Raw genomic sequence first — 11,790 nt, 5'->3', positions numbered from 1 at the left:
ATTTTTTTAGAAATTTCCAATTATTTCATATTCTTTTTTCTTGTCCCTATTTTCAGAAACTTTCTTCAAAAAATCTTGCAATTCATTGGTTAGAGGTAGTTGATTTTGATTGTTCCAAAATTTTTCTGAGAAGGGAAATTTGACTTTAAATATATCTTTGTCAACAGCGAAATTTGACTTTATAATTTCGTTTGTTGGTTCGTTTGTAACAAAATAATACATCGCAAGGTTGTAATAAAATGTCTTTTCTATTCTTTTATCGGCCAGCACTTCCACTTCAAGATCAAGTTTCGAATTACTCAAATAATACTTGTTTAAAGCGACACTTTTTGTAAAATGGATAAGTCTATTATATTTTATTGTTCTGTGTAATGTTCCTGAAAGCAATATTTTTTTATAAGGTACGGCCTCTGGATTATCACACATCGTAATGTAGTATTCAATTATTGCATAATCATTGCGATTAATAATAAAGTAACCTTTAACAATTTGTCCCCAACTATCTTTCTCTTTAGACTCAAATAAAATTTTTCTATAATCTGCATCTTTATAATCTTCATCCTTAAAAGTGCATTTATCAATGATAAAAAATGGGGGACTAAAAAACTCGTTAAAATCTGGGAAGGAGAAATCAACACGATTCTTTTTTTCAAAAAGACTGATTTTTCTCATGTTTAAAATTTCGATTTTCGTATTCTCTTTTTGAGCGTAATTTTTATTTTTTTTACCATAAATATCCTGTAACTTAACAATAGTACTATCGCTTCTGAGCACATTTCTTAAAAAGAAATTTGATGTATAATTTGAAATTAAATTACCAGCCCATTTATCAAGTGCTTTTTTTATAAAGGGGTCTACATTAGTCACAACAACATCTTTTAACTCAAAAATTTTTGGTTGCATAAAAATAGTGTCCTGCTTTTCGATTCTTTCAAAAGTGGTTTCTATAGGAATGTACCCTAGTAAATTGAAATTGATTTCTTTTTTGTCTGAAACGAATATAAACAAGCCGTCAGTATTCGACACTGAATTATCTTTTTCATTGTAGATATTTACGTACTCCAAAGGTTGCTTGTTTGATTTGTCAACAATTATTTTAGCTACTTTTAAAGACTGAGAACTACTAGCAAAACTAAAAACAAGACTAAATAAAATAGTTAGCGAAATAGTATACATAATATTTATTTATTAGAAACAACACTGCAAAAAATCGGAGCTACTATTATAAAATAATTATAGCTCCGACAAAAACTTCTGTTAAAAAGAGATAGAATATCCTATAGATATTGTAGTAGCGCCAGTTTGTGAGTTATAAGTGGCACCCCCTGAAACAGTCCCCCATCCAAATTCATACCTTTTTTCTAATTCTTCTACATGAAACTCTTGTAATAATTGGTCTTCCTCCAATAATTGAAATCCTTCAGTTAACTTCATAATAATTTAATTTTTAAGTTTTATTTAATTAATTTTTGAAAAAAAATTACAATTAAGTTTTCATACTTCCTCGTACGCTAGTTATAAAAACAATTATGCAAAATAATTCATTAACAAAACTATATAAAGAATTTATTAATCGATAATGTTTTTAGGCTAATTTTAGGATTTATCTTAGATTTATGGTTGCTTAAATACAAACACACAAGATTATTTACTATATTTATTTTTTAATATAAGATTTTTACTTATGAAAATGCAAAAATTAATAGAAATGAGAAAGTATAGAAATTTCACACAAAGTGAAATGTCTGCTAAAATTGCAATGGAACAAACTACTTATTCAAGGAAAGAGAGAGGAATCTCACCAATTACAAATGAAGAGTGGGAGAGATTTGCCAAAGCCTTAAATACAAGTATTGAAAAAATAAAAGATGATATTAAACTCACTACTGTACTTAATGAAGTAAATACTTTTCAAACCACACATAATGAACCACAGATAACCTTGCCCTTAAATTTATTCAACATTATGCTTAAATACACTTCTAAATTAGAGGAGGATATTCAAAAATTAAAAAAACAAAAAAAAAAGTCGTGCTTATAAGCACAAATAATATATCTAAAATTTATTGAAAAAAAATTATGCTATGACGGTTTTATTTTTAGCAACTTCTTTAAACAATATATAAAAACACAATATTCTAATAAAAAAATAATGGAAAAAATAATACAAACTTTTTGGTTACCAAACAAACTAGATAATTCATTACTAAATACAGGGGGATTTGTTTGTCCAGAAATTAACCTTATGAGTTGGGCTTTTTCATGCTTACAGCTTTGTAAATTCTATCCAGAAGTAGAATTACATACCAACCAAGCTGGAAAAGAAATTTTAATCGATTTATTAGGTCTTCCCTACACCAAAGTGCATCTTTCTTTAGAAACCGAATTTATTGATAACCTTTTGCCTTCAATGTGGGCTTATAGCAAAATTCACACTTACAGTATACAAAAAGAACCTTTCTTACATGTAGACGGGGATATTTTTATCTGGGAACCATTTAATGATAAATTGGTGCAATCGCCATTAATTGCTCAGAACATAGAGGAAAACTTAAGTGTATATAAACATTGTTTAAAAATTATTAAAAAAAAACTGCCCTTTATGCCAAATTGGTTAGAGTTTGATGACTTACAAATTAGAGCATATAATGCAGGTATTATTGGCGGTAATGACATTTCTTTCTTTAAAAAATATACTAGTTTAGCATTTGAGTTCTATGAAAGAAACAAAAAACAATTAGCTTCATTAATAGAAACTAATTTAGAAACTAACAAGCACATTCATATAATTCCAGAGCAATATTTATTTTATAAGTTGAGTAATAAGATGAATATTCAAGTTATGTTACAAGATGAAAAGAAAGTAGACTCTGAAATTGGTTCATTTAGTCAATTTGTTGAAATTGAAAAAATTCCTAATGAAAAAAAATATATGCATGTTTTAGGAAATTACAAAAGAAGTAAACAACACAATGATTTTGTTGGTTTTATTCTAAAAAAGGAATATCCTGAGTACTGGGAAAAGATCATTTCAATTTATAAAGAAAAAGGGATTCTGAGTGATTACATGAAGCGCCAAATACAAATGCAAAAAAAATCTCAAAAGACAGTTTTGCCTCAAATAGTAAACACGGCTGATGAGTATAAGTATACGAAATTCCTTTGTAAATTATATAACATAGAAATGGACAGCGATGAATTTTTAGCTAATTGTAAATTGCAAGATATTGCGAATTTAGAAAGACAATTAGCTAATTTTAATATGAAATCGTTTTTAAAAAGCGAGATAGAAGTGACTCCATTTAATTCATACAATAAAGGAATTAATCTTTTTGATCAAGAAGGTTTTGAAGATAATTATATTTTCGTAAGCCCATACCATGAAATTGCAACTACGAAATTTAATTGGAGTAAAAATCTAATCGCCACAAAAAAAGAAGAAATTGAGAATATCAGTCCTTATAAAACTAGCGTTCTGTTCTATTTAGATATGCATTATTTTTCAAACAATTATGTCTGGCTAGATGATTCTCTAGTACATTTATTAGAAAAAATAAAATCTAAACCGACTAAAATCAAAGAACTTTTACAACTTGACAATCTACAGAATAATAGTCAAGAGAACGTTTTATTAATTTTAAAACAATGGCATGCTTATGGCATTATTTATCTTTCCAAATCAGACTTTATTACTCAAGAACCTTCAAAGGCATACATAGAAAATCAATTTAATATAAACACACAAATTTCTAGTTGTTTTGAATATATTTTTGATTGTTATAAGACACAAAAAAAAGACCCTGAAATTATTTTTCAATTTGAAAAACCAAATAAGGCTATTACTCTGCAAGAAATTATAACAGTTTTAAAAAGTCACAATTTCGAGGCTCTTGGAGTTCGTGGTAATTTAGATAATTTGAACAACGTAACTGTTCCAGCAATTGCCATAGTAAAACTAAGAGGTTATCTTAATTTACATGTAATCATTACTGAAATTACAGAAACACATGTTACAATTTACAATACCGAATTAAAGGAGTTAGAAGAGTATCATAAAAATCATTTTTCAGATATTTGGGATGGCATTTTAATTTTACTATCTCCAAAAGAAGTTTTAGCTTAGTTTAATACTGATATGTCTAAAGTAGTCGTTTTGTGAATTTTTGGTTTCCAAAAAATTGTAGAAGGTGTTGAAAAAATCATTGCAAAGGAATTTGTATGCCTTTGTAATGATTTTTATAATTTTATTTGTGTTTTGGGAAAAAATAAAATTAACACTTTTAAATCACTAAAATTTGGTTTAAATCAATAAATTGGAATATAGTCGTCTAATTGTCGACTAAAAACATTGTAAAGCCTTATAAATAGGCTTGTTTTGTGACCACGGTGGGATTTGAACCCACACGCCCTTGCGAGCACCAGCCCCTCAAGCTGGCAAGTCTACCGTTTCTCCACGTGGCCTTAAAAAAATAAAGGTCAAGTAATAAATTACTCGACCTTTTGTGACCCGACTGGGGCTCGAACCCAGGACCCCATCATTAAAAGTGATGTGCTCTACCAACTGAGCTATCGAGTCATTGATTCAAGGAAATTATGTGTTGATCACTAAAATTGTGACCCGACTGGGGCTCGAACCCAGGACCCCATCATTAAAAGTGATGTGCTCTACCAACTGAGCTATCGAGTCATATTCTTTCCTTGAATGCGGGTGCAAATATAAGGACTTTTTTTTGAAGTTTCCAAGCTATTTTATTATAAATTTGTCTTTTTTAAACAAATAATCTTAACGCCTTAATTTGTAAGGGCTTATTCAAATGAAAAAAATTATATTATTAGGATATATGGGTTGTGGGAAGTCTACAATTGCCAATAAGCTTTCGGGAATGATTCAAATTCCGTATATTGATTTGGATGAATACATCGAAAAAAAAACAAATTTGACCATAAATCAAATTTTTGAGAATCATGGGGAGATTTATTTTCGAAAATTAGAACATACCTTTTTTGTCGAATTGTTGAATCTTCCTGAACAGATAATTATTGGTTTGGGTGGAGGAACACCTTGTTATGCCAATAATCATGAATTGTTAAAAGGAGATAGTGTGACGTCTATTTATTTAAAAGCATCCATTGATACTTTATTTAATAGATTAGTGTCTAATAAGAGCAAAAGACCGCTTATAGCAGATAAAAGCGAAGAGGAAATGAGAGAATTTATAGCCAAGCATCTTTTTGATAGAAGCTTTTATTATAATCATGCAAAATACAAAGTAAGTGTTGATGATAAATCAATCGAGGAAACTGTAAATGATATTTTAAATCTATTAGCTTAAACTAGCATAACTATCGCCATTGTTGTCAAAAACAACATCTACATGCTCTAATAAAGAAGTAGAAAGTGATATTCCTTTAAAATCGGCTTTAATGGGGAATTTTTTGTGATTTCTGTCAACAAGAACAACGGTTTTAAACTTTTTTAAAGGAACATCAAGAAAATGTCTTACTGCATATATTAATGTAGTTCCAGAACTCAAAACGTCATCAACTAGAATTAGGCCTTTATTACTGTATTGTTCTTTGGTTAAGGAAGTAGTTATAGGTAGTTCTGGATTTTGCTTGTTGATGTTAACCTCACAAAGTGAAATTTTGGTTGGTGAGATAGTAGACAATACTTGAGCAATCTTTTGGGCAAAAATAAAACCATTTGTAGTAATTCCTGCAATCACAATTTCCTCTTCCTCCACAAAAGTTTCATAGATTTGGTAAGCTATTCTTTTGGTGGTGTGTTCGATTTGTTGATTGGTAAGGATGATATTTTTGGTCATGGTGTATTATTGTTTTATTTTTTCAAAGATAAAAAAGTTAGACGAATTTTGTATTATTAAATCGAGTTCCAAATCTGAAATAAATGGCTTACTCTATTTCATCTTCCTCTTTTATTTCGTTTCCAAATTCATCAATATCTCTTCGATCTTTTTTGGTGGGTCTTCCGGTTCCGTTTTTTCGATAATGCTCTTTGGATAGTTTTAATAATTCTAAGTGCGCATAGGCTTCTGCTGGAGTTTCGTTTTTTCGATAGATATCAACGAGTTTGGCACCCACGCGATTTTCGGGAATGTCAAGCACGGTAATGATTTGTGTGATTTGGTCTTTTCTGAAAGTGATTTTATCGGTAGGAAAAACTTCCTTCGAGGGTTTGGCGACCATACCATTTACGGTAATGTGATTTTTTTTGCACGCTTCGGTTACCATGTTTCTGGTTTTGTAATACCGAATACACCATAAATACTTATCTATTCTCATGAATTTTCTAAAATCGAAGTTAAATACTTTACAAAAGTAAATCATTAATGTATATTTGCGACTTAAACAATACCGAATAATGAGCAAAATTAAGTTTTATTTTATTTTATTGATTGCAGCTATTACAGTAAGTTCTTGTAATAAAGATGATAATAATGTAGAAGTGACTCCCCCTATACCTTTTGCGGAACAATATCCGAAAGATATTGCAGCAATAGAAGATTATTTAAAAACAAATTATTTTACAGTATTAAATAATCCTGGTTTTCCTGATGATCAGGATGTAACAATATCAAAAATTGATGCGGGGCAGGCTTCCATATATTCTTATTTAGATAGTCCAACACTACCAAGGTTAACCAGCAGAGATGTTAGTCTGCACGGTATTACTTATAAGTTGTATTATTTAGTAGTTAGAGAAGGTGTAAAAGGGGGGACTATCTCCTCGGGGGGTGAGTATCCTTGTAATGTAGATGGTGTTTTTGCAGGTTACAAATTATCTTTATTAGACGGAACTACGGTACAGACTTCTAATAATACTCAAATATTGTTTAATTTGGACGGTACAGCGCATGACGGAGGCGGAGCAGTTTATGTAAGAGGATGGTCAGAAGGGTTCCCGCAATTTAAAACAGGTTGGCTTTCTTCCGATTCTGATGGGACGATAAAGAATAATGGTTTTGGTGCGGGTGTGTTGTTTATTCCTTCTGGATTGGGGTATTATAATCAAGGTACAGATGATATACCTGCTTATTCTCCTTTGGTATATGGTATAAAATTGTATGCTTTAAAAAGATATGATCACGATGGTGATGGTATTCCTTCTTTTCAAGAAGATTTAGGTGGGGACATGTATGTGAATACTACAGTAAATGGAGTTTTAACCGATGATACAGATGGAGATGGAACTCCAAATTTTTTGGATTTTGATGATGATGGGGATAATTACGCCACAAGAGGAGAAATCAAAGATAAAGATGGCAATTACTATGCATTTGACAAAATCCCAGATTGTTCAGGTGATCAGACTAATCCAGCTAGATTAAAAAGACATTTGGATAAAAATTGTATCAAAATGAATCAATAATGCATTAATCCCATTCCATAACGAATGGGTTTTTTTTGATATAGTTTGAAATATTTACTCAGCGGAAGTGAAAAAGAAGTTATGATTTTGTTTTGATAATTATTTTAGGAATAAAGGAATCATGTTAAAAATAACATGCATAAAAAAATCCCATTCGTCAAGGCGAATGGGATTTTTTATATCGTGAAATGAAAGATTACTTTCTTTTGATCACTCTTTCTACAGCTTCAACAATCGCTTGATTGTTCAATTTGTATTTCTCCATTAATTGCTCTGGTGTTCCAGATTCTCCAAAGCTATCATTAACCGCTACAAATTCTTGTGGAGCTGGATTGTTTAACGCTAATACTCTAGAAACACTTTCTCCAAGACCACCAAGTACGTTATGCTCTTCGGCAGTAACGACACATTTAGTTTTGGCCAATGATTTTAGAATCGCTTCTTCGTCTAGTGGTTTAATGGTGTGAATGTTGATTACTTCGGCAGAAATTCCTTTTGCTTCCAAAGCTTCAGCAGCAATAAGAGCTTCCCAAACTAAATGTCCTGTAGCAACAATAGTTACATCAGTTCCTTCGTTTAAAAGAATTGCTTTTCCAATTACGAATGGTTCGTCAGCTGGCATAAAGTTAGGTACAACCGGACGGCCAAAACGCAAATACGCTGGACCATGATGATCAGCAAGTGCTAATGTAGCTGCTTTTGTTTGATTGTAATCACAAGTATTGATTACAGTCATTCCAGGTAACATTTTCATTAATCCAATATCTTCAAGGATTTGGTGTGTTGCTCCATCTTCTCCAAGAGTCAATCCCGCGTGAGAAGCACAAATTTTTACATTTTTATCTGAGTAAGCAACCGATTGACGAATCTGATCGTAAACTCTCCCAGTAGAAAAGTTAGCAAAAGTTCCTGTGAAAGGAATTTTTCCTCCAATAGTTAATCCTGCTGCAATTCCGATCATGTTGGCTTCGGCAATTCCAATTTGGAAAAAACGCTCTGGATGATTTTTTTTGAAATCATCAAATTTTAATGATCCAATTAAATCCGCGCAAAGTGCCACAACGTTTTCATTCTTTTGACCCAATTCAGTCATTCCCGCTCCAAAACCCGAACGAGTATCTTTACTTCCTGTATTTGTATATTTTTTCATTTCTTAATTTAAAAAGTTGAATGCATTCATTACTGAATACTGAAATCTGAATACTGCAAACTAATTAATAGTCTAGTTCGCCACCTCTGTTATAGTTTTGAGCTAAAGCATTTTCTAGCTGAGCATCATTAGGTGCTTTACCATGCCAAGCATGACTGTACATCATGAAATCTACTCCATTACCCATTTCAGTGTGCAATAATACACAAACTGGTTTTCCTTTTCCGGTTCTTGATTTAGCATCTGTCATTCCGGCAATGATAGCCTCAATGTTGTTTCCTTCTTTTATTTCAAGAACATCCCAGTCAAAAGCTTCAAATTTAGCACGGATACTTCCCATGTTTAAAACTTCGTCAGTAGTACCGTCAATTTGTTTTCCGTTAAGGTCAATAGTAGCAATAATGTTGTCTACTTTTTTAGCAGAAGCATACATGATAGCTTCCCAGTTTTGACCTTCTTGTAGTTCACCATCACCGTGAAGTGTGTAAATGATATGGTTGTCACCGTTTAGCTTTTTGGCCTGTGCAGCTCCAATTCCTACTGATAATCCTTGTCCCAATGATCCAGAAGCAATACGTACTCCAGGTAAACTGTCATGAGTAGTTGGATGTCCTTGCAATCTAGTGTTGATTAAACGGAAAGTGGCTAATTCAGAAACTGGAAAATAGCCGCTTCTTGCCAAAACGCTGTAAAAGACCGGCGAAATGTGTCCGTTTGAAAGAAAAAATAAATCTTCTCCCATTCCGTCCATGTCAAATCCTTCTTTGCGATCCATAAGGTTTTGGTATAGCGTTACAAGAAATTCTGCACATCCTAGAGAACCTCCTGGGTGACCTGAATTGACAGCATGAACCATTCGAAGAATATCTCTTCTTACTTGGATAGTTAAATCGTTTAATTGTTGTGTGTTAGGCTTCATTTTGTGTGTAAAAGTTAAACTGCTGCAAAAGTAATTTTTATTTTGCTGTAAGTCAAATGATTTTTGGATTACTTGACAAAGAAAAAGACAGAAATGAGTAAAGCCTCAATAGAGGCTTTACGGTAAATCTGATTTCAAGTGATATTTAAAATTGTATGGTTGGAATCAAAGTGATTTTTGATTTTATGGAATTGGAAACCAAACAAGCACCTTCCGATTTTTGTAAAACTCGTTCGGCTCGATCTTTGTCTGATTCTTTGGTAATTACTAATGTTGGTTCAAGGATAACTTCGGTCATTAAAAATTTACCATCTATTTGCTCTAGTTTACCTTTTGCTGAACAATCAAAACGGGTGAATTCTAGTTTTGAGTTTTCGGCAATTGCCAAAAAAGTAGTCATAAAGCAACTGTTTACGGCTGCAGTCAATAAATGTTCGGGTGACCAAATTCCTTCTATTCCTTTTGGAAACTGTGGAGGCGTAGCCACTTCGATAGTTTGTGTGAGTTCGGGTGAAGAAATTTCACCTTTTCTGTCTGAAGTCCAATTTAAGTCTACTTTATAATAGTGTGCGTCCATTTTTTTAGATTTTATTTTTAAGGCTGCTCCATCCTCCACCATTATGGACATCAGTATATCCATGCGTTTTCAGGATGCTTTTGGCCGATGCGCTTCGCATACCTGATGCGCAGCAGGTAATGATGGTTTTATTTTTGTCTTTCAATTGAGTCAAACTGTTTTTTAAAACATCTACAGGAATGTTTATGGAACCTTTGATGTGTCCGCCAGCATATTCGCCTTTGCTTCTTACGTCAAGGATAATGGCCCCTTTTTTAACAAGATCCGCATAGTCTACAGTTGTTCCGAAACCGAATAATTTTTGAAGTGTCTTAATCATTTTGCGCTTTATTTTATTTGGATTGATAATAGTTTACGTCTAACCATGAACCGCCATTGTAGCAATCGATTCCTTTTTGGGATAGATAATGTTGTGCTTGTCCGCTTCGGTTTCCAGAAGCGCAACAAAGTACAAGAGGCGCTTTTAAGTTTTGAATTTCTTCAAATCGGTTTTGGATTTCACCCAAAGGAATGTTGATGGAATCCGCAACATGACCTCCCATAAATTCTTCATGAGTTCGTACATCTACGATAGTGCCTTTTTTTTCTTTAATTATATTTTCTAGTGTCATAGTTTATAATGCTAATGATTTTTGATAAAGCAAAAGTACAACAGGAATTAAGCCCGTACAGTAACTTTTGTTACATAGCTTTTTTTTGCTAAGATTTTGAGTGTGTACCACTGTTAAAGTTGTAATCAATGGTAAGTGAAGATAAAGCCGAATTAACAAAACAAACGTATTGAACTTCTTGAGACATTCTCGGAAAAAGGCGGGAGACTTTTGTCATGTTTATTGCTTTTATTAAAAAGAAAGCTCAAAGTCGTGAGACTTTGAGCAGCGGGGGATCGGTTATATTTGAAATAGAATTTTCCTTTTTTAATACTGTTATCCCGTTAATCCAGTTTTATTGTTCAACAGTAATTTTTCCTAACATTTTAAGAGTTCTGTTATTTGCGTCATATTCAAATGTTCCCTCAACGCAAGGAAATGGTGAGCCTTGGCAAGCATCTGTATTTATATTGAACGTTCCATACGCAATTTGATTTTTAATTTCCGTAAATTCAATTCCATTAACCATTATTTCTTTTTCTGGTTTTACTACATATATGTCACCAAAATCTTTTTTAATTGTATCAATTAATTTTTTCTTAAAATCATTAGTCATTTCTTCATTTACAATAAGTTCATTGTCTTTAGAAGTCAAGAAGAAACAATTCGACAAATAGTTTCCAGATCCATTGCCTCCGTAACAATTTTCACAAGAATAATTTGCAATATAATCTGTCTGCTTATCACCATTTAAATCACCTTCTATTTTTCCATTTAATAAGTTTGATTTAATCGAATAGTAACCATAAGTACTAATTCCATTATCAAAATTCTCGCGATTAATTTCCATTTGAGCACACGTGATAGAATCGACAATCTTAATATCCGAATTACTTAATTGTTTTGCGTATTTATTAATAATATCGTCCACGTCAATTTCATCCATGTTACTTTGATCAACATGTGTTTGGACTTCTTTCTTTTTGTCATTACCTTGTTCTACCGAGTTATATTTGCAACTATGAAATAAAAGTGAAATAAAAAATGCTAATGTTAATATGAATTTATATTTACTCATCTTAAATAGGTTATCGTTAGTATTATAGTTTTATGTCGATGTTATGTTAGGCTCTTGAATTGTCCCAAATCTTGCAAAATGACTGT

14 protein-coding genes and 3 tRNA genes are annotated in these 11,790 nt (G+C 31.9%); 4 read left to right on the top strand and 13 right to left on the bottom strand.

Translation table 11 applies throughout. The annotated features are described in order from the left end of the window. Nucleotides 1-6: 6 nt before the first annotated feature. Nucleotides 7-903 carry a hypothetical protein gene (locus KZH69_RS12185; protein ID WP_219317753.1) on the bottom strand — a complete coding sequence of 299 codons (897 nt, stop codon included), beginning with the start codon at nucleotides 901-903 and terminating at the stop codon, nucleotides 7-9. A gap of 354 nt (nucleotides 904-1,257) precedes the next feature. Then, on the bottom strand, nucleotides 1,258-1,434 hold the full coding sequence (locus KZH69_RS12180; RefSeq protein ID WP_219317752.1) for a hypothetical protein: 177 nt from the start codon (nucleotides 1,432-1,434) through the stop codon (nucleotides 1,258-1,260). A 274-nt stretch (nucleotides 1,435-1,708) separates the two neighbouring features. Here KZH69_RS12180 and KZH69_RS12175 point away from each other — a divergent pair, with 274 nt between their 5' ends. Next, the gene (locus KZH69_RS12175) at nucleotides 1,709-2,041 is read left to right on the top strand and encodes a helix-turn-helix domain-containing protein (RefSeq protein ID WP_219317751.1); all 333 of its coding nucleotides are present in this window, start codon (nucleotides 1,709-1,711) and stop codon (nucleotides 2,039-2,041) included. Nucleotides 2,042-2,152: 111 nt separating this feature from the next. Beyond that, complete coding sequence (locus KZH69_RS12170) at nucleotides 2,153-4,123, top strand: DUF6734 family protein (protein WP_219317750.1); 1,971 nt, start codon at nucleotides 2,153-2,155, stop codon at nucleotides 4,121-4,123. A gap of 255 nt (nucleotides 4,124-4,378) precedes the next feature. On the opposite strand, the gene KZH69_RS12165 is transcribed toward KZH69_RS12170, so the two are convergent. The 3 genes from KZH69_RS12165 to KZH69_RS12155 all read right to left on the bottom strand — a co-directional run bounded on the left by KZH69_RS12165 (nucleotide 4,379) and on the right by KZH69_RS12155 (nucleotide 4,687). After that, nucleotides 4,379-4,461, bottom strand: a tRNA-Leu gene (locus KZH69_RS12165). 42 nt (nucleotides 4,462-4,503) lie between these two features. Further along, nucleotides 4,504-4,576 (bottom strand) — tRNA-Lys (locus KZH69_RS12160). Nucleotides 4,577-4,614: 38 nt separating this feature from the next. Further along, nucleotides 4,615-4,687, bottom strand: a tRNA-Lys gene (locus KZH69_RS12155). 127 nt (nucleotides 4,688-4,814) lie between these two features. Between KZH69_RS12155 and KZH69_RS12150 the strand changes: the two genes are divergently transcribed. Then, a complete protein-coding gene (locus tag KZH69_RS12150) occupies nucleotides 4,815-5,333 on the top strand; it encodes a shikimate kinase (RefSeq protein WP_219317749.1) in 519 nt (172 codons plus the stop codon). Here KZH69_RS12150 and KZH69_RS12145 read toward each other — a convergent pair. Together KZH69_RS12145 and KZH69_RS12140 are read right to left on the bottom strand one after the other, a co-directional pair. Further along, the gene (locus KZH69_RS12145) at nucleotides 5,325-5,825 is read right to left on the bottom strand and encodes a phosphoribosyltransferase family protein (RefSeq protein ID WP_219317748.1); all 501 of its coding nucleotides are present in this window, start codon (nucleotides 5,823-5,825) and stop codon (nucleotides 5,325-5,327) included. The two genes, KZH69_RS12150 and KZH69_RS12145, sit on opposite strands and share 9 nt — an antisense overlap. Nucleotides 5,826-5,913: 88 nt before the next feature. Next, nucleotides 5,914-6,303 (bottom strand): RNA-binding S4 domain-containing protein, encoded by a 390-nt coding sequence (locus tag KZH69_RS12140; RefSeq protein ID WP_219317747.1) that lies wholly within the window; start codon nucleotides 6,301-6,303, stop codon nucleotides 5,914-5,916. Nucleotides 6,304-6,382: 79 nt separating this feature from the next. Here KZH69_RS12140 and bamM point away from each other — a divergent pair, with 79 nt between their 5' ends. Beyond that, nucleotides 6,383-7,390: a BamM family beta-barrel-assembly machinery protein gene (gene bamM, locus KZH69_RS12135; RefSeq protein ID WP_219317746.1), complete on the top strand. Its 1,008-nt coding sequence runs from the start codon at nucleotides 6,383-6,385 to the stop codon at nucleotides 7,388-7,390. A 196-nt stretch (nucleotides 7,391-7,586) separates the two neighbouring features. Here bamM and KZH69_RS12130 read toward each other — a convergent pair whose 3' ends face one another. The 6 genes from KZH69_RS12130 to KZH69_RS12105 all read right to left on the bottom strand — a co-directional run bounded on the left by KZH69_RS12130 (nucleotide 7,587) and on the right by KZH69_RS12105 (nucleotide 11,572). Further along, nucleotides 7,587-8,540 carry a transketolase family protein gene (locus tag KZH69_RS12130; protein ID WP_219317745.1) on the bottom strand — a complete coding sequence of 318 codons (954 nt, stop codon included), beginning with the start codon at nucleotides 8,538-8,540 and terminating at the stop codon, nucleotides 7,587-7,589. A gap of 64 nt (nucleotides 8,541-8,604) precedes the next feature. Further along, on the bottom strand, nucleotides 8,605-9,459 hold the full coding sequence (locus KZH69_RS12125) for a transketolase (RefSeq protein ID WP_219317744.1): 855 nt from the start codon (nucleotides 9,457-9,459) through the stop codon (nucleotides 8,605-8,607). Nucleotides 9,460-9,604: 145 nt separating this feature from the next. Next, on the bottom strand, nucleotides 9,605-10,036 hold the full coding sequence (locus tag KZH69_RS12120; protein WP_219317743.1) for an OsmC family protein: 432 nt from the start codon (nucleotides 10,034-10,036) through the stop codon (nucleotides 9,605-9,607). A 4-nt stretch (nucleotides 10,037-10,040) separates the two neighbouring features. Further along, the gene (locus KZH69_RS12115) at nucleotides 10,041-10,355 is read right to left on the bottom strand and encodes a rhodanese-like domain-containing protein (RefSeq protein ID WP_219317742.1); all 315 of its coding nucleotides are present in this window, start codon (nucleotides 10,353-10,355) and stop codon (nucleotides 10,041-10,043) included. Between the two features lie 13 nt (nucleotides 10,356-10,368). Then, a complete protein-coding gene (locus tag KZH69_RS12110; RefSeq protein WP_219317741.1) occupies nucleotides 10,369-10,647 on the bottom strand; it encodes a rhodanese-like domain-containing protein in 279 nt (92 codons plus the stop codon). Between the two features lie 334 nt (nucleotides 10,648-10,981). Then, on the bottom strand, nucleotides 10,982-11,572 hold the full coding sequence (locus KZH69_RS12105) for a hypothetical protein (RefSeq protein WP_219317740.1): 591 nt from the start codon (nucleotides 11,570-11,572) through the stop codon (nucleotides 10,982-10,984). Nucleotides 11,573-11,790: the final 218 nt, after the last annotated feature.

The sequence above is a fragment of the Flavobacterium taihuense genome (genome assembly GCF_019351435.1).
GTDB classification, from domain to species: domain Bacteria; phylum Bacteroidota; class Bacteroidia; order Flavobacteriales; family Flavobacteriaceae; genus Flavobacterium; species Flavobacterium taihuense.
Note: the sequence above shows the minus strand (reverse complement) of the source record. Positions and strands in the feature narration are given on the sequence as shown.